19 protein-coding genes are annotated in these 20,287 nt (G+C 63.9%); 7 read left to right on the top strand and 12 right to left on the bottom strand.

All coding sequences use genetic code 11. From position 1 onward, the window contains the following. Positions 1–7: 7 nt before the first annotated feature. From ACDA63_RS07920 to ACDA63_RS07910, 3 genes are all read left to right on the top strand, one after another. Positions 8–538: a TRAP transporter small permease gene (locus tag ACDA63_RS07920; RefSeq protein ID WP_373662681.1), complete on the top strand. Its 531-nt coding sequence runs from the start codon at positions 8–10 to the stop codon at positions 536–538. Continuing rightward, on the top strand, positions 535–1,845 hold the full coding sequence (locus ACDA63_RS07915; protein ID WP_373662680.1) for a TRAP transporter large permease: 1,311 nt from the start codon (positions 535–537) through the stop codon (positions 1,843–1,845). The genes ACDA63_RS07920 and ACDA63_RS07915 overlap by 4 nt, the downstream gene beginning before the upstream one ends. 134 nt (positions 1,846–1,979) lie before the next feature. Continuing rightward, positions 1,980–4,379 (top strand): TIM-barrel domain-containing protein, encoded by a 2,400-nt coding sequence (locus ACDA63_RS07910; RefSeq protein ID WP_373662679.1) that lies wholly within the window; start codon positions 1,980–1,982, stop codon positions 4,377–4,379. An 89-nt stretch (positions 4,380–4,468) separates the two neighbouring features. Here ACDA63_RS07910 and ACDA63_RS07905 read toward each other — a convergent pair whose 3' ends face one another. From ACDA63_RS07905 to gspG, 9 genes are read right to left on the bottom strand one after another with little or no spacing between them, the layout of a single operon-like run. Continuing rightward, a complete protein-coding gene (locus ACDA63_RS07905) occupies positions 4,469–4,870 on the bottom strand; it encodes a type II secretion system protein (RefSeq protein ID WP_373662678.1) in 402 nt (133 codons plus the stop codon). Then, entirely contained in the window at positions 4,867–6,690 is a 1,824-nt protein-coding gene (locus ACDA63_RS07900) for a secretin N-terminal domain-containing protein (RefSeq protein WP_373662677.1), read from the bottom strand. The genes ACDA63_RS07905 and ACDA63_RS07900 overlap by 4 nt, the downstream gene beginning before the upstream one ends. Positions 6,691–6,701: 11 nt before the next feature. Then, on the bottom strand, positions 6,702–7,226 hold the full coding sequence (locus tag ACDA63_RS07895) for a hypothetical protein (RefSeq protein ID WP_373662676.1): 525 nt from the start codon (positions 7,224–7,226) through the stop codon (positions 6,702–6,704). After that, positions 7,223–7,798: a hypothetical protein gene (locus ACDA63_RS07890; RefSeq protein WP_373662675.1), complete on the bottom strand. Its 576-nt coding sequence runs from the start codon at positions 7,796–7,798 to the stop codon at positions 7,223–7,225. The genes ACDA63_RS07895 and ACDA63_RS07890 overlap by 4 nt, the downstream gene beginning before the upstream one ends. Further along, positions 7,795–8,379 (bottom strand): hypothetical protein, encoded by a 585-nt coding sequence (locus tag ACDA63_RS07885; RefSeq protein WP_373662674.1) that lies wholly within the window; start codon positions 8,377–8,379, stop codon positions 7,795–7,797. Before ACDA63_RS07885 ends, ACDA63_RS07890 begins: the two co-directional genes overlap by 4 nt. After that, positions 8,376–9,197 (bottom strand): hypothetical protein, encoded by an 822-nt coding sequence (locus ACDA63_RS07880; protein WP_373662673.1) that lies wholly within the window; start codon positions 9,195–9,197, stop codon positions 8,376–8,378. The genes ACDA63_RS07885 and ACDA63_RS07880 overlap by 4 nt, the downstream gene beginning before the upstream one ends. Beyond that, positions 9,178–10,872: a GspE/PulE family protein gene (locus tag ACDA63_RS07875; protein ID WP_373662672.1), complete on the bottom strand. Its 1,695-nt coding sequence runs from the start codon at positions 10,870–10,872 to the stop codon at positions 9,178–9,180. The genes ACDA63_RS07880 and ACDA63_RS07875 overlap by 20 nt, the downstream gene beginning before the upstream one ends. Next, the gene (locus tag ACDA63_RS07870; protein WP_373662671.1) at positions 10,869–12,056 is read right to left on the bottom strand and encodes a type II secretion system F family protein; all 1,188 of its coding nucleotides are present in this window, start codon (positions 12,054–12,056) and stop codon (positions 10,869–10,871) included. The genes ACDA63_RS07875 and ACDA63_RS07870 overlap by 4 nt, the downstream gene beginning before the upstream one ends. Before the next feature lie 20 nt (positions 12,057–12,076). Then, a complete protein-coding gene (gene gspG / locus ACDA63_RS07865) occupies positions 12,077–12,514 on the bottom strand; it encodes a type II secretion system major pseudopilin GspG (RefSeq protein WP_373662670.1) in 438 nt (145 codons plus the stop codon). A gap of 327 nt (positions 12,515–12,841) precedes the next feature. On the opposite strand from gspG, the gene ACDA63_RS07860 reads away from it, so the two are divergent. From ACDA63_RS07860 to ACDA63_RS07845, 4 genes are all read left to right on the top strand, one after another. Then, positions 12,842–13,447: a TIGR00645 family protein gene (locus ACDA63_RS07860; protein WP_373662669.1), complete on the top strand. Its 606-nt coding sequence runs from the start codon at positions 12,842–12,844 to the stop codon at positions 13,445–13,447. A 12-nt stretch (positions 13,448–13,459) separates the two neighbouring features. Continuing rightward, a complete protein-coding gene (locus ACDA63_RS07855; RefSeq protein WP_373662668.1) occupies positions 13,460–14,977 on the top strand; it encodes a fumarate hydratase in 1,518 nt (505 codons plus the stop codon). 173 nt (positions 14,978–15,150) lie between these two features. Then, positions 15,151–15,822 carry an MmcQ/YjbR family DNA-binding protein gene (locus tag ACDA63_RS07850; RefSeq protein ID WP_373662667.1) on the top strand — a complete coding sequence of 224 codons (672 nt, stop codon included), beginning with the start codon at positions 15,151–15,153 and terminating at the stop codon, positions 15,820–15,822. 47 nt (positions 15,823–15,869) lie between these two features. After that, positions 15,870–16,334 carry a DUF1697 domain-containing protein gene (locus ACDA63_RS07845; RefSeq protein ID WP_373662666.1) on the top strand — a complete coding sequence of 155 codons (465 nt, stop codon included), beginning with the start codon at positions 15,870–15,872 and terminating at the stop codon, positions 16,332–16,334. Between the two features lie 82 nt (positions 16,335–16,416). Here the strand turns inward: ACDA63_RS07845 and ACDA63_RS07840 are convergent, their stop codons facing one another. The 3 genes from ACDA63_RS07840 to recQ form a co-directional block, all read right to left on the bottom strand. Continuing rightward, a complete protein-coding gene (locus ACDA63_RS07840) occupies positions 16,417–16,848 on the bottom strand; it encodes a VOC family protein (protein WP_373662665.1) in 432 nt (143 codons plus the stop codon). A 151-nt stretch (positions 16,849–16,999) separates the two neighbouring features. Further along, entirely contained in the window at positions 17,000–18,385 is a 1,386-nt protein-coding gene (gene gltX, locus ACDA63_RS07835) for a glutamate--tRNA ligase (protein ID WP_373662664.1), read from the bottom strand. Between the two features lie 80 nt (positions 18,386–18,465). Further along, positions 18,466–20,283, bottom strand: coding sequence for a DNA helicase RecQ (gene recQ, locus ACDA63_RS07830; protein WP_373662663.1), 1,818 nt, complete (start codon positions 20,281–20,283; stop codon positions 18,466–18,468). Between the last annotated feature and the right edge of the window lie 4 nt (positions 20,284–20,287).

Here is a 20,287-nt window from a genome sequence, read left to right as displayed (position 1 = left end):
CCATCTCATGCTGTTCACAATCAAGGCCGCGCTCGACCGCGTGCTGCAGGCGGCGCTCATCGTCTGCTTTTCGACGCTGTCGCTATGCGTACTGTGGCAGGTCATCAGTCGATACCTGCTCAACGACCCCTCGACTTTCACCGAAGAGTATTCGCGCTTCGCCGTCATCTGGCTGAGCCTGCTCGGCACCGCATACGCCTGCGGACGCATCGAGCACATGGCCTACACCATGCTCGAAGAAAAACTCACCGGCGCGGCGCTGCATGCGCACATGCGGGCGGTCGCGGTGATCGTGCTGGCCTTTGCCCTCGCGGTGCTCATCTACGGCGGCGGAAAGCTCGTGCTGCGGGCGTTCGAAGTGGAGCAACTCTCGGCGACGCTCGAAGTGCCCATGGGATACGTCTACCTGTGCATTCCCATCGCCGGCGTGGCGGCCGCTTTCTATCAGATCGTCATCATCGTGGCGCCCGGCCACGCCAGGCCGGCCGACGAGGTCGAGCAAGCCATCGAACACGTCGAAAAGGAGCTGCAGTCATGAGCACCGCCCTGTGGATCCTAACGATCGTCTTCATCGGCCTGTTGATGTTCGGCGTGCCGGTGAGCTTTTGCATCGGCATCGGCACGCTGCTGGCGTTGTTCACCGTCACGCCCACCGTCGACGCCGCGCTCATCGTCTCGGCCCAGCGCATCGCGTCGAGCCTGGACAGCTTCACGCTCGTCGCAATCCCATTGTTCATTCTTGCCGGCAGCATCATGAATACCGGCGGCATCGCGGCGCGCCTCATTGATCTGGCCAAGGTGCTGGTCGGCTGGATGCCGGGTTCGCTCGCGCAGATCACCGTGGTGGCGAATGCGCTGTTCGGTGCCATTTCGGGCTCTGCCGTGGCAAGCGCCGCGGCGGTCGGCTCGGTCATGTCGCCGTTGCAGCGCAAGGCCGGCTACAATATGCCCATCTGCGCTGCCGCCAACGTGGCCGCATCGCCCTGCGGCCTGCTGATTCCGCCGTCCGGCGCGCTCATCGTGTACTCGTTGATTTCGGGTGGAACCCCGGTCGACGTACTGTTCGTGGCCGGCTACATCCCGGGCATCCTGATGGCGCTGTCCGTCATGATCTGGCTGTGGATCGTGGCGATGCGCGGCGACCTGCCGCGCGAAGTCCATCGCTATTCGATGGGCGAATCGATGACGATCTTTCTGCGCGCCCTGCCCGCACTGGCGATGATCGTGATCGTCATGGGCGGCATCGTCGCCGGCATCTTTACGGCGACCGAGGCGGCGGGCGTCGCAGCGTTCTACACGTTCGTCCTCGGCAAGTTCTTCTACCGCAGCCTGTCGTGGCAGACGCTGGCACGCAGCATCCTCGATGCCTCCGTAGGCACCGCTGTCGTCATGCTGATGGTCGGCGTGTCGATGACAATGTCGTGGCTGCTCGCCAGCACGGGCTCGGTCCAGGCCATCGCCAACGCAATCATCGCCATCTCGGACAACCCGTACACGCTGTTGCTGATGTTCAACGTGCTGATGCTGCTGCTCGGCACCTTCCTCGACATCACGCCGGGGCTGCTGATCTTCACGCCGATCTTCCTTCCGGTGGCGGTGAAACTGGGCATATCGCCGGTGCACTTCGGCATCATCATCGTGTTCAACCTGTGTATCGGCATTGCTACGCCCCCGGTCGGCAGCACCCTGTTCGTCGCCGCACGCGTCTCGCGCGTCAGCCTCACCGAGCTGACCCGTCCGCTGCTTCCGATGTTCGCCTTCGAAATCGCCGCCCTGATGCTGGTGACCTACATCCCCGCGCTGTCGCTGTGGTTGCCCGAGGTACTGCTCGGCAAGGTCAGTTGATGCCGCGCGTCCACTCCGCCTGACCACGCCGGGCGTGCCACGCACGCCCGGCCCCGCAAAGACTCCGCAGGCGCCGATCCGGCCGCGGGCAAGACGCCTGCCGCCCCACGCTCGACGCCCCTTAGGAAAGAACCATGAACACCAATCCGCAGTTTTCGCTTCACTCCAGATCCGGCAATCACGTCACGCTGAACTCGCCGGAAGGACACGTCGCCCACATTTTCGTGCTCGAAGAGGACATCGTCCGCGTCCTGGTTCTACCGCACGGCAAGCTCAATCTGTCGCAGACGTGGGCCATCGCGCCCGGTCTGGAAGACGTTGCCGCCGAAGGCCGCGACCGCATGGATACGAGCGGCTTCTCGCTGCCCGCGTACGCGCTGGAGACGACGCGGGAATCCATCGTCGTGCAGACAGGCAAGGTCCGCCTGACCATCCGCTTCGACGGTCTGCAATGCGCGTGGGAAACGAATCGCGGTGGTCAGTGGCTACCCGCCGCGGCCGATCGCCCCACGCAGAGCTACAATTTCGGATGGTGGGACGAGCGCGTCTATCACTACCTGCGCCGGGAGCGCGACGACATGTACTTCGGACTGGGCGAGCGCGCGGGCGAAGCCAACCGGCACGGTCACAGCTATCGCATGTGCAATCTCGACCCGATGGGATATGACGCACGGCGCACCGATCCGCTGTACAAGCACATCCCCTTCTATCTGACCTACAAGCCAGGCACGGGCGCGGCCTACGGCCTGTTCTACGACACGCTGTCCGACTGCACCTTCGACATGGGACGCGAGCTGGACAACTACCACGGCCACTATCGCTACTTCGTGGCCGACCACGGCGACCTGGATCTCTACTTCATCGCCGGCGACACGCTGGCCGACGTTACGCTGCGCTACACATGGCTCACGGGACGGCCGGCCTTCACGCCACGATGGGGGCTGGGCTATTCCGGCTCGACCATGACGTACACCGATGCCCCGAATGCGCAGGAACGCATGAACGAATTCCTCGAAGGCTGCGCCGAGCACGACATCCTGTGCGATTCGTTCCACCTGTCGTCGGGCTACACCTCGATCGATGGCAAGCGCTACGTCTTTAACTGGAACCACGACAAGTTCCCGGACATCAGGCGCTTCGTACAGGACTATCTCGACAAGGGTCTCAAGCTCTGCCCGAACATCAAGCCGTGTCTCCTGCAGGACCATCCACGCTTTGCCGAAGCGCGCGATGCGGGCTTGTTCGTCCATGATCTGGACGGTGCGCCGACGGCCGTGCAATTCTGGGACGAAACCGGCGCTTACCTCGACTTCACCAATCCGGCGACCATTGCGTGGTGGAAGGCCCGCGTCACCGATGCCCTGCTCGAATACGGCATCGCCGCCACCTGGAACGACAACAACGAATTCGAAATCTGGAGCGATACGGCGCTCATCCATGGCTTTGGCGCGCCACGCCCGGCGCGCGAGTTGCGTCCGCTGCAGACGCTGCTGATGCTCAAGAGCTCGCGCGCCGCACAATCGGAGTATTCGCCCGGCAAGCGCCCCTTCCTGGTTTCGCGCTCGGGCGCGGCCGGCATGCAGCGCTATGTGCAGACATGGTCGGGCGACAACTACACGAGCTGGGACACCCTGCGCTACAACATCAAGATGGCATTGGGCCTGGCGATGTCCGGCGTCTCCAACACCGGGCACGACATCGGCGGCTTCGCCGGCCCGGCGCCATCGCCTGAACTGCTCGTGCGATGGGTGCAACATGGCATCTTTCTGCCGCGCTTCTCCATCCATTCATGGAACGATGACGGCAGCGTCAATGAGCCGTGGATGTACCCGGAGGCCACGCACCACATCCGCGAACTGATCCGCTTCCGCTACCAGCTCATCCCGTATCTGTACGACCTGCTATGGCGCTCGCACCAGCGCTATGAACCGATCCTGCGTCCCACGTTCTATGAATTCCCGGACGATGCGCGCTGCTACGTCGACAGGGACGACACCATGCTGGGCGATCGTCTGCTGGTGGCCTCCGTCGTCGAACCCGATCAGCGTGAGCGCCGCGTGTACCTGCCTGCCGGCGCAGGCTGGTACGACTTCTGGACGAAGGAACGCTATGGCGGCGGGCAGGACATCGTCCTGCCGGCGCCCATGGATCGCCCGCCCCTGCTCGTGCGCGAGGGCGCGATCCTGCCGCTGAACATCGCCGAACAACACTTCGCGCAGCCGGCGGACGAACGCGCTTTCGCGCTCTTTCCGGCGCAAGGTGTCGGCCGGCATGTCGAAACCTGCTTCGAGGACGACGGCGAAAGCGAAGCCTATCGCCAGGGACAGTACGGCGGCTGGAAAGTGACGGTGGACACGGCGAACGAACGGATCGCCGTCGAAGTCGTCGCCACGGGCGCATGCCCGCCAGCCCAGCGCGAAGTGGCGCTGTTGCTGCCGCCGCATGAAGTACGACCGATCGAAGCCGTGGCCGCGCGCATCCTGAGCGACCGCATCGAACGCGACTGGCGGCGTGTCCGCCTGGCGCTCGACTGAACCCGTCGCGCACATACCGTTCATACGCAGTCCCGGCCTCTCCCCGGGACCTTCAACGGCCGCTGCGCCATCGGTGCGGCGGCCTTTTTTTACATCGACGAGTACGCTTTCCCCTGCTTCGTGCCGCCGCGCGCGCCGCTCTTGATGTCATAGACCTGCCCGCGATACGGCGACTCGGGCGAGATGATCACCCAGGTCTGCGTGCTATCGGTGATGGGGTCGTACGGGAGGCTGCGCAGATATTTGAGCGTGACCAGTTCGCTCAGCGAGTCGGGATAACGCCCCTGATCGGCGTAGAACTTGTCGATGGTCTCGCGCGTGGTGCGCAGATTTTCCGCCAGGATGCTCTCCTTGGAGCGATCGAGGCTATTGAAGTAGCGCGGGACGGCCAGCGTGAGCAGCAACGCGATGATCGCCATGACCACCAGCAGCTCCACCAGCGTGAAGCCGCGCGATTGCATACGAACAACCAGGCGTTGCCTCAGGCTCATGGCTCGTCGCGATTGGTGCGCATGCCGCCTTGCTGCGACGAACTGTTGAAGCCGTTGTTCTGGTTATTCTGGTTGTACTGGTTGCCTTGCTGGCGTTGCGCGTTACTGTTGCCGCCTTCGTTCTCCGGCGTGGTGGTCACCACGTCCTGCCCCGTGCCGGTTTCGTTTTCTGCGCGATGGCCGCGAATGCCCGTGACCGTGCCGGCGTCGAACTGGGCCGACGCGGCCGACGGCCGATTGATGGCGCGGATCAGGTGGGGCGTGATCGAGAGCACGATTTCGGTCTTCTTCTTTTCGTCGTGCTGGCTACCGAACAAGCGTCCCAGAATCGGAATGTCACCGAGTGCGGGCACCTTGGACATCGACTTGCTGTCTTCGTCCTGGATCAGGCCGGCGAGGATCTGGTTTTCGCCATCCTTGAGCCGCAGCACCGTCGACGCGTTGCGGGTGCCGATGCGATAGGCCAGCGTTCCGCTTTTCGTCTGCGTGGTGTCGAGGATGTTGCTCACCTCCAGCGCCAGCTTGATGACGACCTGGTTGTCCGGATACACCTGCGGCTCGACGTCGAGCTTGAGGCCGACATCCACGTAGTTGATGTTCTCGCTGACAAAGCCTGTCGACGTCGCCGTCGAACTGATATTGGGCACGCGCTCGCCGATCAGGATCTTGGCCTTCTCTTTGTTCTTGGCGCGGATGCGCGGGTTTGCCAGCAGGCTGACATCGCCATCGGTGGCATGCGCGTTGATGCTCATCGGCCCCACTGTGGCGCCGATGCGTCCGGGCGTGAGCTGCATCAGGTCGCGCAAGGTGAGCGGCACCGTCGAATCAAAACTCGATCCGCTCTGTAACTGGAACGGCAGCGCATTGAGCTGCAACTGGGACGGCCATTCGACGCCGAGATCCTGCAACAGCGAACGGCTGACTTCGAGGATTTCGACGTCCAGCATCACTTCGGGCTCGGGCACGTCGTGCATGGCGACGAGTTTCTCAGCCATGCGGATGGCCTCAGGCGTGTCGCGCATGACGATCATGTTCAGCTTGTCGTCGACCACCACGTCGCGGAAGCGCAGCACCGTTTTCAAGCTGTTGGCCACAGCCTTGGCGTCGGCGTTGCCCAGGTGGAAGCTCTTCACCACCAGTTGCTGGTAGTCCTGCTGCTTGGTCGGCTGGTCCGGATATACGAGCAGCGTGTTGTCATCGAACTGGCGCGTGGCCAGTTGCGAAGTCATCACGATCTTCTTGATGGCGCTCTCGACCGTCGTGTTGTTGAGGAAAACCGTGGTCTTCAATCCGGGCGGCACATCGCGGTCGACGATGATGTTCAAGCCCGATGTCTTCGACAGCACATCGAAGATCGACCGGATCGAGGCATCGCGGAACTGCAGCGACACGCGCTTCTGCATCGCTTCGACAAACGGGTCGACCGGTGCCGGCGGCGGCACGGGCTTGGGCTTTGAAGCATCGATGGCGGCCTGCAGGCTACGCATGCGCACCAGCGCCCGATCGCCGAATCCGCTGATGACGCTGGCCTGTCCGTACAGGCTCTCGGCGTCCGCCCAACGCTGCTGGCCCATGGCCTCATCGCCGCGCGTCAGCAACGCGGTGCCCAGGCGTTCGCGTGCCGACAGGAACGCCGCGCGTACCTCGGCATTGTTGGGCGCTTGCTCGTACACGCCCTTGAGCGTGTTGTAGGCGTCCTGGTAGCGCCCCTGGTCCATGTACGTCTTGCCCTGCTCCAGTTCGGAGCGCAAAGGCTGCATGGCACAGGCGGCGAGCAGTACCAGCATCAGGCCCAGAACGGGCACATGCAAACGCTGCAAGAATCCACATCTCATTGTTGTACACCCTCTGTCGGGATGATGTGCGTCACTCGGTTCTGCTGATCGGTCACGACCACTTCGTTGTCACGGATCGCGTCGACACGGTACTCATCGAGTGTCGTCCCTTCGCGTCCAACCAGTACTTGTCCATCCCTTTCGAAGAACGCCGTCCACTTGCCGTCCGCCAGTTGTTTGCCAATGAAACTCAGCTTCAACACAGGCGGCGGTGGCGCCTGTTGCGGAGGCGGAGGCGGCGGTGGCGGCGGTTTCGGCACGAACTCCGGCGCGAACAGGTCCGACTCTTCCGCCGTCGCAGGCGCGGCGACGACCGCACTGCGCGGAACGGGTTGTTCGATCGTCGTCGCCGCATCGCCGGCCGGCGCGGTGTCGTTCGCAGCCACCGGAGGCGCGGCGGGCGCGGCACGCGCCACGGGCTCGGCGACCGTGGCGGACGGCGTTTTGTCGCCGAAGATGGCCAGCCATGCGGCCACCAGCAGCAAGGCGCCCAATATCAATAGCCGTCGATTGGCCTTCACGGGGCGTTCTCCGGCGTGCGTTCCCAGATGCTCAGGTAGAGCTGCCCGTCCACCACGTTGGACGTGGCGAACTGCCGCTTGAGTGTCATCTGGTCGATCGAAAGCGCGGGCACCTCGGTCAGCATGCCCAGCGCAAATCGCTTGATCGCCGCGTACTGCCCACGCACGGGCAGCGCAATCTGCAACTGCGCCACTGGCAGGCGGCTACCATCGGCGCTGCGATTGACGACGCGACGGTAATCGGCCTGCGACACCGACACGCCATGCTCGGCGGCCAGCGCAAAAATCCGCCGCAATGCCTGGCTGGTCTTGGCGGGATCGGACAGCCGCGTCTGGAACGCCTGGGCCGGCGGCAACACGGGGCGAGCCTCGGCCGGCTGCGTCTGCACGCGAGCCAGGCGATCCTGTTGCTGGGCAAGTTCGTGCGATGCGCGCGGCACCGACACGCCCCAGGCGAAAAGGCCGGCGACCATCGCCAGGACGGCAAGGAAAGGCAGCAAACCTTCGCGCCGCCAGGTGATCTCCAGCCACAGGCGCGCACGCGCGCCGTCGATGCGGGGTATGCGCTTCATCGAGCCACCTCCCCGCGCGGTGTCGCGGCAGGCGCGGCGGTCGGCGCTTCCAGCGTAAAGCGCATGGCTGTCACGTTGTCGCCGAGGTTGACGACCTCCTGCTTGACGAGGGTGATCTGGGCAAACATCGGGTCGTGCCGGATGCCGTCGACATACGGAATCGCATGATCGATGTCCGGTGCGTCGATGACCATCTTCACGCTTTGCCGCGCCACGCCGAGTTCGATGGAAATCATCGATACGCCCGGTGTCAGCGAGCGTTCGAGATTGCTCATGATATTGGCCCACGGATAGTTGAGCCCGGCCACCGCGCCCGCCACAAGTTCGGCGTCGTCGGGCGACAACTGCACGGCTTGCGCAGTGGCGGCCGGATCAGCGGCATCGCGGGCAGCCTGCAGACGAGCGACGGTGTCATTCACCTGCGCGGTCCTCTGCGCGAGCCTCCACGCCACCGCCGCGCCAGAAGCCAGCATCACCACGCCGATAACCAGAAAGGCGGCGGCGATGCGGTGAGCGGTGCGATGCGAATCGAGCGCCAGCGCACGCGAACGGCCGGAGAAGTCGATACGCGTCGGCGTCATGCGCGCGCGCCTTCCACCGCCAGCGCCGCACCCGGCATATTGCCGCCGGCCGCGCTGGCCAGCCCGCGCTCCAGCACCACCGCCTGCCAGTCGCTGTGCGGATCGGGCTCCACGGCAAACGGCAGCGCACCAGCGAACACTACCTTGACAGGCATCGCGTACCCGCCGCGCAGGCACTCGGTCTCCAGCCGCGACACAAGGTCGTGTGCCACATGCCCTGCCTCGTGCCGCAACTGGCGCACGAACATCGGCGCGCCACCGCTGAGCAGGATGGCGAGGTAATGGTCATGACCGAACACGACCAACCATGCCTCGTCTGGTATGCGCGCGGCATTGCGGTTCAGGGTGCGCACCGCAGCGGGCACCACGGAATCGAGCTTCCAGCCAGCGCGCGCGGCGCACGTACTCAACGCCAGCGTGAGCGACCGCGGCACGGCGGCCGCCAGGATGCGCCCCGAGGCACGCCAGTCGGCTTCGATGTGCCACTGGCTGGCGACTTCGCCAAAAAGCGCCTCGAAGCGGCCGGCGGCCAGCGCGTGGAGCTCGTTCAGGCTTGAAATGCCTGCCGGCACATCCACCAGCCAATAACGCGCCAACGCATCGGCCAGCGTCACGTTCAGCACGCCGCGCCGCACCTTGCTCTGCGCCATGGCCGCGGACAGTGCCGTTACCCAATCGAGGCCGACCGCCGTGGCACCCAGGTCATGGTCGAAAGGCAGTTGCGCCGCGGATTGCCAGCCGCCTTCGCGCCACGCGCAGATGGCGATGCCGTCGGCATCGATCCCCATGGTGAGCCGTTCAGGACGCCAGCGTGACACGCCGCACCTCCTCCAGGCTCGTCTCGCCACGCGCCACCAGCGCCAGCGCTTCTTCAAACAGACTGCGCGTGCCGCCTCGGCGTGCGGCTTCCATGATCTGCCGCACCGAACGACGCTCCACGATCAGCTCGGCGATCTCGGGATTCATCATCAGCACTTCGGCAATCGCCTTGCGGCCCCGGTAGCCGGTGCCGCGGCAATCGCCGCAACCGCGCCCGCGCATGAATCGATATCCCGTGACAGCCGAGCGTACGAGCTGTGCAGCCGCCAGTTCTTCGTCGTCCGGCTCGTACGGCGTGGCGCAGTGGCGGCAATTCAGCCGCACCAGGCGTTGCGCGGTGACGCCATTGAGCGCGGACACGAACGAGTACAGATCGACACCGATGTGGTGAAAGCGGCCGAACACGTCATAGACGTTGTTGGCGTGCACCGTCGACAGCACGAGGTGCCCGGTGAGCGCCGACTGCACGGCGATCTCGGCGGTCTCCTTGTCGCGGATCTCGCCGACCATGATCTTGTCCGGGTCGTGCCGCAGGATCGAACGCAGTCCGCGCGCGAAGGTCAGCCCCTTTTTGTCGTTGACCGGAATCTGCAGGATGCCGGGCAATTGGTACTCGACCGGATCTTCGATGGTGATGATCTTGTCGCGGCCACTGTTGATTTCGGATAGCGCGCCGTAGAGCGTGGTGGTCTTGCCCGAACCCGTCGGGCCCGTCACCAGCACCATGCCGTAGGGCTCCTGCACGAGTCGACGCAGGATGGTCAGCGTGCGGGCATCCATGCCCGTGGCATCCAGCGACAGCGAGCCGTACTGCTCCACCATGGCGCGCTTGTCGAGGATACGGATCACGGCGTCTTCGCCGTGAATGCTCGGCATGATCGACACGCGCAGGTCGATCTCGCGCCCGCGCGCCTCGACACGGAAGCTGCCGTCCTGCGGCACGCGGCGCTCGGCGATGTCCAGCTCGGACAGCACCTTGATGCGCGAGATGATCTGCTCGGCCAGCGCTACGCCCGGAATCTTGGCGATCTCGTCGAGCACGCCGTCGATGCGGTACTTCGACACCATGCCGCTTGCCGTCGATTCGAGGTGGATATCGCTCGCGCCGATCTTGAGCGCGTCGTACAGCGTGGAATTGACCAGCTTGACGGCCGGGCTGGTGGCGTCGGACACCGACGCGAAGGACAAGCTCTCCAGCGCCTTGCCGTCACGCCGGTCGGTATCGGCATCGGCGAGCAGGCTGTCCATGGCGCGCATGGATTCTTCCTGCTTCGACAGGTACGCGAGGATGTCACCCTCGAGCGCGAGCCGGTATTCAAGCGATCGATGGGCGATGCTCTCCAGCCAGACTTGCAGATCGGCGTCGAAGGGGTCCGAGATGGCCGCGATCATGGCTTCGCCCTGGCGCAGCAAGACGCAGTGGCGTTGCTGTGCGCGGGCCAACGGCAGCACGTCGAAGGCCGGCACGCAATCGAGCATGTCGGCGGTTTCGATCACCGCATAGCGCAGGCGCGTGGCCACGGCTCGCAACAGGTCGCGCGACGGCAGGCCGGTCAGGGTTTCGAGTTCGCTCATGGCACTGCGCCCGCTCGCCTGCGCAGCGGCGCGCCCACGCGCCAGGATAGCGATGTCGAGCATGGCGGCCGGGTCCGGATCGTTGAGCGGCGCGTTCATTGCAGCGACCCCGCCAGATCGAAGATCGGCATGTACAGCAACACGACGATCAGCCCGATGACGATACCGATGAAAGCCATCAGCGCCGGCTCGAACACCTTGGAGAAGCGTTCGATCCAGCGCGCGCTTTCGCCTTCGTAGAACAATGCGGAGCGCGTCAGCATGGCGCCCAGTTGGCCGGAACGCTCGCCCACGCGCAGCATGCGCAACGCGATGGGTGTCGACAGGCCATGCAGTTCGAACGCCCTGGATACCGGCTCGCCATTGGCGATCTCCCCGCGCGCGGCCACCAGCCTGGCGCGCGAATCGGGCGCCACGGTGCCGCCCACCATGTCGAGCGCGGTCAGGATCGTGATACCGCCTTCGAGCAGCATGCCCAGCGTGAGGTACATGCGCGAGAGTTCCAGGATTCGCGCGCGTTCAGCGATGCCCGGCACGCGAGCGGCCAGTTGCGACCAGCGTCCCTCACGCGTAATGCGGCGCAGCGTGTAGACAATGAGCACGATGATCGACGCCACGACAACGCCGACCGACGCCGCGTGCGCGGAAAGGAAATCGCCCCAGCCGAGCAACAGCTTGGACATCCATGGCAGATCGCGGCCGCTGTCTTTGTACACCGATGCGAACTTGGGCACGACGTACGCCATGAGGAACAGCGCCACCATGCCGCCAACCGAGAACAGCACGCAGGGATAGATCAGTGCGCTGACGATGCGGCTACGCACCTGTTCGACGCGCGTCTGGTAGTCCACGTAGCGCGCCAGGGCCTGCGGCAGATCGCTGGTGCGCTCGGCCGCTTTGACGATGCCGATGAACAGCGGCGGAAAATGCTCGGGCTGCTGGGCCACCGCGTCGGAAAAGCGCAGCCCCTCGCGCATGCGGGTAATGAGCGCAGCCATGATGGCGCGCGAGGATTCGTTGCTTTCTTTCTCGATGAGCGCTTCGAGACCTTCGACCAGGGACAGGCCGGCTTCAAGCAGGGCGAGCAGTTCCTGGCTGAACATCACCAGCGAGAAAGCCCCACGCCCGCGCCGCCGCGCCCGGCCCTGCCCCAGCGCCTTGACGGTGACCGGGGTCAGCCGCTGTGCCTCGGCCGCGCGGTGGGCGGCAGCGGCGTCTTCGGCTTCCAGCCGCACCGTCTGCATTTGCCCACCTGAGCCGAGCGCGCGAATTTCGAACTGCATGATTGCAGTCGACCGGCGGCTCAGTTGGTAATGTCGGCCGCGGTATCAGTCCCGCCGGGCTGACCGTCGCTACCGTACGAGAGAATGTCGAAATCCTTGCCGCGCGTGCCCGGGCTTTTGTAGCTGTAAGCCTTGCCCCACGGATCGAGCGGCACGTCTTTCTGAAGATAGGGTCCGTTCCAGCGATTGGCGCTGGCCGGTTTGTTGAGAAGCGCCGCCAGCCCTTCCGAGGTGGTGGGATAGCGTCCGACGTCGAGCCGGTAGGTATCCAATGCCTTGGCAAAGGCTTCGATCTGCGCCTTGGCGACGCTCTGCTCGGATTTGCCGAGCTGAGAAAAATACTTGGGACCGACATAGGCGGCCAATAGGCCGATGATCGCTACGACAACCAGCAGTTCAAGCAGGGTGAAACCGGAACGACGACCCCCTGCCCACGTGAATCTCGTGTTGGCATGCATCTGTCCACATCCTTTGGTCATTCTGCGAGACCCGTGCGCCTTGGCTGCCGGGCCTGCTAGTTATTCGGGCATCCCAGTAGGAAAGCTCCGGCAGTATGCTGCCATAAACCTGAAGGAAGTCCAACGCCGCAATGACGACCGTCCATCGGCCGGAAAGCCGCGCCACCTCGTCGTTTCGACGGATTTCCCAGCGTTTACGACAACCGGTAACATGCCACTTTTTTCATGGTGCAACGCCGCAGACCGAGTCCGGCCTTCATTGAGCCGCCTGATATACTCACGCGGTTTTCCATAACGATGCGAGCGGCAACATAGCCGCCGGAAACCATGCAACCCAACAAGCCCATGCGGCCCCTGCCGCAACTCATCTTTGCCAGCCGATGGCTGCAACTGCCCCTCTACATGGGGCTGATCCTCGCCCAGTGTGTGTACGTCGTGCACTTCTGGGTCGAACTCGTCGACCTCATCGGCGCCGCCATGGGCCACCAGGCGTCGCTCGACCACATCACCCAAGCGGTGGGCTATGGCGCGGACGCCGGCAAGCTCACCGAGACAACCATCATGCTGGTCGTGCTGGGCCTGATCGACGTGGTGATGATCTCCAACCTGCTGATCATGGTGATCGTCGGCGGCTACGAGACCTTTGTGTCGCGATTGCACATCGAAGGCCACCCGGATCAGCCGGAATGGCTCTCGCACGTGAATGCCTCGGTGCTCAAGGTCAAACTGGCCACGGCCATCATCGGTATTTCGTCGATCCACCTGCTCAAGACGTTCATCAATGCCGACGCGCACAGTGAGAAGACCCTGATTGCGCAAACGGTCATCCACGTCGTATTCCTGCTCAGCGCCATGGCCATCGCGGCAACCGACCGCCTGATGGCCCCTGCCCTGCAAGAAGACGAAACCGCCAGCAAAAAAGCCAGCCACTAAAGGTCCGATCCCATGAGTACGATTCGCCAGGCCGACCTGATCGACAGCGTCGCCAACGCACTGCAGTACATCAGCTATTACCACCCGGTCGACTACATCAAGAACCTCGCCCGCGCCTACGAGCTGGAACAGAGCCCGGCCGCCAAGGACGCGATGGCGCAGATCCTGATCAACTCGCGCATGTGCGCCGAAGGCCATCGCCCGCTGTGCCAGGACACCGGCATCGTCACCATTTTCGTCAAGGTCGGCATGGACGTGCGCTGGGAAGGCTTCAGCGGTTCGCTCGACGACGCCATCAACGAAGGCGTGCGCCGCGCCTACAACGACCCGGACAACAAGCTGCGCGCCTCGATCCTGCTGGACCCGGCCGGCGCCCGCAAGAACAGCCGCGACAACACGCCGGCCGTCATCCATTACGAAGTCGTACCCGGCGACAAGGTGGACATCACCGTGGCGGCCAAGGGTGGCGGCTCCGAGAACAAATCCAAGTTCGTCATGCTCAATCCGTCCGACTCGATCGTGGACTGGGTGCTCAAGACGGTGCCGACGATGGGTGCGGGCTGGTGCCCGCCGGGCATGCTCGGCATCGGCATCGGCGGCACGGCCGAAAAGGCCATGGTGTTGGCCAAGGAATCGCTGATGGACCCGATCGACATGCCGGAACTCATCGCGCGCGGCCCGTCGAACCGCATCCAAGAGCTGCGCATCGAACTGTGGGAAAAGGTCAACGCGCTCGGTATCGGCGCGCAGGGGCTGGGCGGCCTCACCACGGTGCTGGACGTCAAGATCCTGGATTACCCGACGCACGCCGCCAGCCTGCCGGTCGCGATGATCCCCAACTGCGCGGCCACGCGTCACGCCCACTTCACGCTGGATGGTTCTGGCCCCGTGGCGCTCGAGGCGCCCTCGCTGGATGACTGGCCCTCGCTGACCTATGACAGCTCCAAGGGTAAGCGTGTGAATCTCGACACCGTCACGCGCGAAGAAGTCGCTTCGTGGCAACCGGGCGACGTGCTGCTGCTCAACGGCAAGATGCTCACCGGCCGCGACGCCGCGCACAAGCGCATCGTCGACATGCTCAACAAGGGCGAACAACTGCCGGTCGACTTCCGCGGCCGCTTCATCTACTACGTCGGCCCGGTCGACCCGGTGCGCGACGAAGTCGTCGGCCCCGCCGGCCCCACCACTGCAACGCGCATGGACAAGTTCACCGAGCAGGTGCTGTCGCAGACCGGTTTGCTCGGCATGATCGGCAAATCCGAACGCGGCCCGGCGGCCATCGAAGCCATCAAGAAGCACAAGTCTGTGTACCTGATGGCGGTGGGCGGCGCGGCCTACCTGGTGTCCAAGGCCATCAAGAGCTCGAAGGTGCTCGGCTTTGCCGACCTCGGCATGGAAGCCATCTACGAGTTCGAGGTGAAGGACATGCCCGTCACCGTCGCGGTCGATTCCGCCGGCACTTCGGTCCACCAGACCGGCCCCAAGGAATGGCAGGCCCGGATCGGCAAGATTCCAGTCGTCACGCAGTAAACTCCACGGCGGAATCACCCGACCTTAAAAAACGCGGCAATGCCGCGTTTTTTATGCCCTGAACACCAATCTCCCTGAAGTGTTGCCAGCCATCAAGAACACGCCCGGATCTGGCCCGCCCGCCGAATACGGTGCTAGAAAATAGGGGACTGACTGTTTTCAGGGCGGCGGCAATGGATATCGAAAAATTATTTGCCAATCGAGAAGCAGACGAGGAAAAACTGCTCGCTTTCGGCTTCGTAGAAAACGATGACCGCTACACATATTCGGCCGAAATACTGAAGGGACAGTTCGAAACGCAGATTTCCGTCCTCAAAAACGGCAAGATCATTGCCGACGTTGTCGATGCCAGCAACAACGAAATATACGTTCCCTTCAAGATCGCGGGCGCCTCCGGACCGTTTGTTGGCGCTGTCCGAGCAGAGTGCGAGGAGTTGCTGACAACGATCGCCAGGCAGTGCTTTTACCTAGATGTCTTCAAGAGCAGCCAGGCAAGAGAGATCATCCGTTACGCAAAGGACCGATACGGCAGTGACCTCGAATTCCTATGGCCGAAATCCCCCAGGAACGCGATCCTCCGCAGGGGGGACAATGCCAAATGGTATGCCGCCCTCCTCACGCTCCCCCGGCACAAGATTGGACTGGCTGGCGACGAGATGGTGGAGATCATCGATTTGAGAATCGACCCATTGATCATTGATGCAACCGTCGATGGGAAGAAGTACTTCCCCGGCTACCACATGAACAAGCGCAACTGGTTCACCATCTGTCTGGATGGGTCGGTCCCGGCAAGCGAAATCTTCGGCTGGATCGATGCCAGCTACGGTCTGGCAAGAAAATCATGACTCGCTATGTGGCCTTCCTTCGCGGCGTCAGCCCGATGAATTGCAGGATGCCTGAACTGAAGCGCTGCTTCGAGGCCGCCGGTTTTTCCGACGTAAAGACCATCCTGTCGAGCGGAAACGTCGCGTTTTCCGCAGAGCCGGACATCGTCACCAAACTCGAAAGCACGGCTGAAGCAGCCATGAAAGATCACCTGGGCCGGGTCTTTTTGACCATCGTTCGGCCTTCGGCGTTTCTGCAATCCCTCATCGAACCGAACCCGTTTTCGGTATACGGACTGCCTGCCAGCGCGAAGGCCGTCATCACATTCCTGCGCAGGCCTTTCGAGGCACGCATTGGGCTTCCCATTGAACAGGAGCAGGCAAGCATCCTGAGACTCGACGGGACCGAGGTATTTTCTGCCTACGTCCCCAACGAAAAGGGGCCGGTGTTCATGGCCTTGCTGGAACGGACCTTCGGCAAGGAGATCACCACGCGGACGCTCGATACCGTACGCAAGTGCGCGCGGGCATAGCGCTACGAAATATGGGCAGGAGGGGCGCACCCTCCTGCCTCATTTGAAGCCGCGGCTCCACACACCTCGAATCGGGCAAACATCAGGCGCAGTGGTGCGGGTCCTTGGAAAGATCCCAATACATCGCCTCGATCTTGTGACCGTCCAGGTCACGTACGAAGCAGCCGTAGTAGGCCTCGCTGTAATGCGCCCGACCGCCGGGGTCGCCCTCGGCACTTGCCCCCGCCGCCAATGCGGCCGCGAAAAACGCGTCAACGGCTTCCTTCGTCGGCGCGATGAAGCCGAAGTGCGTACCGTTGCCAACGTTGGCGGGCTTGCCGTCGATGGGCGATTGCACCCAGAACTCGGGGAACTGCTTGCCGTAGGCGACGGCATTGAAGCCGGGGACCTCAAAAACGCGCCGCGCACCGATGGTCGCAAGCACGGCATCATAGAAAGCGATCGCGTCGGCAAAGCGATTGGTGCCGACAGAAACGTGCGACATGATTGCAGGAATGTCATCCATCTCGGCCATGCTTTTCTCCTCGTCAAAGTCCTGTTGATCGGCCGTCGCGCAAGCCTGCAGCAGCGTTGCATCGACGGCATGAGGACGAGCATAGAACAAAGCCTCCATTTCGGAGGCTTTGTTTTGTCATGCCACGGCGCCTATGCAGGGGCCTTTCGCATTACCTCAGGCGCGCCAGCACGCGCTCACGGCCCATGACTTCGAGCACGGCATCGATCGACGGCGTTTGCGGCACGCCAAGCAGCTTGACGCGCAGCGGAATCGCCACTTGCGGCATCTTCAGCCCGTGCTCGGTGCAGGTGTCCTTGATCGCTTGATTGAGCGCAGCACGTTCCCAGCTTGCATCCTTCAGGCGTGCGGCGAGCGACGCCAGCGCAGCGCGCGCCGTATCGGTCAGGTGTTGCGCGACCAACTCTTCGGACGGCGCCGGCGCCGTGTAATACGCAGCCGCCGCATCGGCCAGTTCAACCAACGTCGATACGCGCTCGCGATACAGCGTCACCACCTGCGCCAGATCGGGGCCGCCGTCGACCGACACGCCACGCGCGGCGAGGCGCTCGGCGCAATCGCGGGCCAACTCGGCCGGATCGGTCTGCTTGATGTAATGCGCGTTCAGCCACTTGAGTTTTTCGGTGTTGAACTGCGCGGCGGACGGCGTGATGTGGTCCAGATCGAACCACTCGACGAATTGCTCGCGCGAGAAGACTTCATCGTCGCCGTGGCTCCAGCCCAGGCGGCCGAGATAGTTGATGACGGCGTCCTTGAGATAGCCGTCTTCGTGATACTGCATGACGCTCACCGCGCCATGGCGCTTGGACAGCTTGGTGCCGTCGTCGCCGAGGATCATCGACAGGTGCGCATACTGCGGCAGCGTGGCGCCCAGTGCCTGCAGGATGTTGATCTGGCGCGGCGTGTTGTTGACGTGGTCGTCACCCCGGATGACGTGGGTGATGCCCATGTCCCAATCGTCGACCACCACGCAGAAGTTGTACGTGGGCGTGCCGTCCGGGCGCGCGATGATCAGGTCGTCCAGCTCGGTGTTGGAGATCTCGATGCGGCCCTTGACGAGGTCGTCCCACGCCACCGCGCCCGCGGTCGGATTCTTGAAACGCACCACCGGCTTCACGCCTTCGGGCACGGCAGGCAGCGTCTTGCCCGGCTCGGGGCGCCAGCGACCGTCATAGCGCGGCTTTTCACCGCGGGCGCGCTGCGCTTCGCGGATGGCGTCGAGTTCTTCCGGGGTGGTGTAGCAGTAATAGGCGGTGCCAGCGTCGAGCATCTGCGCGAGGACTTCCTTGTACCGCTCCATCCGCTGCATCTGGTAGAACGGGCCTTCGTCCCAGCCCAGGTCGAGCCAGCTCATGCCGTCGAGGATCGCCTGCACGGCGGCCGGCGTGGAGCGCTCAAGATCGGTGTCCTCGATGCGCAGCACGAACTGGCCCTTGTGATGGCGGGCAAAGGCCCACGAAAACAGCGCGGTGCGTGCGCCGCCGATATGCAGGTAACCGGTCGGGCTGGGAGCGAAACGAGTGCGGACGGTAGTCATGCTGGAGCGATCTTGAATGCGACAAAGACCGCTATTGTAGGCGATTGCGCCACGCGGCGCCCCGCGCATGCCCTGCCCGTTCAGCCGTGCTGGCGCTGGTGCGACTGGATCACTTCGAGAAAAGCCATACCGTAGGCTTCGAGCTTGCGGTCGCCGACGCCAGAGAGTTGATACATCGCATCGAGGCTCATCGGCCGTTTTTCCAGCATCAGCTTGAGCGTGGCGTCGCCGAAGATCATGTAGGCAGGCACTTCCTGCTCTTCGGCCAGCGAGCGGCGGCACTGGCGCAAGGCGGCCCAGAGGGTGCGCGCCTCATCGGATTCGAATTCGATCTCGCGCCGCACGCTGGAAGCGCCGCTCGGCGCGGATTCGCGCACACGGCGCGCCTGGAACGCCGCCTCGCCGCGCAACACCGGACGGCACTCTTCCTGCAACAGCAGTCCGCCATGTTCCGACACGCCGACCAGCCCCTGCGCCACCATCTGGCGCAGCAGCGCACTCCATTGCGTGGCGGAAATATCCTTGCCGATGCCGAACGTCGATAGATTCTCATGACCGCGCTCGGTCACCTTCGGCGTGGCCTTGCCGGTGAGGATGTCGACCAGATGGCCCGCGCCGTAGCGCTGGCCGCTGCGGTAGATGGTCGACAGCGCCTGTTGCGCGGCCACGGAGGCGTCCCAGGTCTGCGGCGGATTCAGGCACATGTCGCAGTTGCCGCAGGGTTCGGACTCCTCGCCAAAGTAGCGCAGCAATACCTGCCGCCGGCACGCCGCGGCTTCGCAGTAGCCCAGCAGCGATTCGAGCTTGCGGCGCTCGACGCGCTTGATTTCGTCCGGCGCCTGCGATTGTTCGATCATCTCCCGTTGCAGCACCATGTCCTGCAGGCCATAGGCCATCCACGCGTTCGACGGCAGCCCGTCGCGGCCCGCGCGGCCGGTTTCCTGGTAATAGGCCTCGAGGCTCTTGGGCAGGTCCATGTGCGCCACGAAACGCACATCCGGCTTGTCGATGCCCATGCCGAAAGCGATGGTCGCCACCATGACGATGCCATCGCCGCGCACGAACTGCGTCTGATGCGATTCGCGCGTACTGGCGTCGAGCCCGGCGTGGTAATGCAATGCGCGCATGCCCTCGCCGCGCAACCACGCCGCGGTTTCCTCGACCTTCTTGCGCGACAGGCAATACACGATGCCCGAGTCGCCGTCGTGGTTGGCGCGGATGAAGCGCAGCAACTGCTTGCGCGGGTTGTCCTTCTCGACCACGGTGTAGCGGATGTTCGGGCGATCGAAACTGGCCAGGAAAACGCGGGCATCCGCCAGCGCCAGGCGCTGGATGATCTCCTGCCGCGTAGCGTCGTCTGCGGTGGCGGTGAGCGCAATGCGCGGAATCTCCGGGAACCGCTCGTGCAGCACCGACAACTGGATGTACTCGGGGCGGAAGTCGTGCCCCCACTGCGACACGCAGTGCGCCTCGTCGATGGCGAACAGCGCGATATGGGCGTGGTCGAGCAGATTCTGGAAGCGCCCGGTCATCAGCCGTTCTGGCGCCACGTACAGCAGATCGAGCTCACCGCCGACGAGCGCGCGCTCGACGGCGGCGGCTTCGTCATTGCTTTGCGTGGAATTGAGGTACGCGGCCTTCACGCCCAATTGGGTGAGCGCCTGGACCTGGTCCTGCATCAGTGCGATCAGCGGCGACACCACCACGCCGCAGCCGGGCCGCAGCAACGCCGGCACCTGGTAGCACAGCGATTTGCCGCCGCCCGTGGGCATCAGCACCAGCGCATCGCCGCCTTCGGCCACATGCTCGACGATGGCCGCCTGTTCGCCGCGGAAGGCGTCGTAACCGAAGACGTGGCGGAGCGTTTCGAGCGCCCGGGAAGATGCGGCCGGATTCATAGGG

This window comes from Uliginosibacterium sp. sgz301328 (assembly GCF_041807905.1).
Classification (GTDB): domain Bacteria; phylum Pseudomonadota; class Gammaproteobacteria; order Burkholderiales; family Rhodocyclaceae; genus JBGVSA01.
This window is presented reverse-complemented; position numbering and strand designations above follow the sequence as displayed.

Bases quoted from the DNA above. Each gene is read 5' to 3' on its own strand.
- ACDA63_RS07920 (WP_373662681.1), top strand. From the start codon at position 8: ATGCTGTTCACAATCAAGGCCGCGCTCGACCGCGTGCTGCAGGCGGCG.
- ACDA63_RS07915 (WP_373662680.1), top strand. From the start codon at position 535: ATGAGCACCGCCCTGTGGATCCTAACGATCGTCTTCATCGGCCTGTTG.
- ACDA63_RS07910 (WP_373662679.1), top strand. From the start codon at position 1,980: ATGAACACCAATCCGCAGTTTTCGCTTCACTCCAGATCCGGCAATCAC.
- ACDA63_RS07905 (WP_373662678.1), bottom strand. From the start codon at position 4,870: ATGAGCCTGAGGCAACGCCTGGTTGTTCGTATGCAATCGCGCGGCTTC.
- ACDA63_RS07890 (WP_373662675.1), bottom strand. From the start codon at position 7,798: ATGAAGCGCATACCCCGCATCGACGGCGCGCGTGCGCGCCTGTGGCTG.
- ACDA63_RS07885 (WP_373662674.1), bottom strand. From the start codon at position 8,379: ATGACGCCGACGCGTATCGACTTCTCCGGCCGTTCGCGTGCGCTGGCG.
- ACDA63_RS07875 (WP_373662672.1), bottom strand. From the start codon at position 10,872: ATGAACGCGCCGCTCAACGATCCGGACCCGGCCGCCATGCTCGACATC.
- ACDA63_RS07870 (WP_373662671.1), bottom strand. From the start codon at position 12,056: ATGCAGTTCGAAATTCGCGCGCTCGGCTCAGGTGGGCAAATGCAGACG.
- gspG (WP_373662670.1), bottom strand. From the start codon at position 12,514: ATGCATGCCAACACGAGATTCACGTGGGCAGGGGGTCGTCGTTCCGGT.
- ACDA63_RS07860 (WP_373662669.1), top strand. From the start codon at position 12,842: ATGCAACCCAACAAGCCCATGCGGCCCCTGCCGCAACTCATCTTTGCC.
- ACDA63_RS07855 (WP_373662668.1), top strand. From the start codon at position 13,460: ATGAGTACGATTCGCCAGGCCGACCTGATCGACAGCGTCGCCAACGCA.
- ACDA63_RS07850 (WP_373662667.1), top strand. From the start codon at position 15,151: ATGGATATCGAAAAATTATTTGCCAATCGAGAAGCAGACGAGGAAAAA.
- ACDA63_RS07845 (WP_373662666.1), top strand. From the start codon at position 15,870: ATGCCTGAACTGAAGCGCTGCTTCGAGGCCGCCGGTTTTTCCGACGTA.
- ACDA63_RS07840 (WP_373662665.1), bottom strand. From the start codon at position 16,848: ATGGCCGAGATGGATGACATTCCTGCAATCATGTCGCACGTTTCTGTC.
- gltX (WP_373662664.1), bottom strand. From the start codon at position 18,385: ATGACTACCGTCCGCACTCGTTTCGCTCCCAGCCCGACCGGTTACCTG.
- recQ (WP_373662663.1), bottom strand. From the start codon at position 20,283: ATGAATCCGGCCGCATCTTCCCGGGCGCTCGAAACGCTCCGCCACGTC.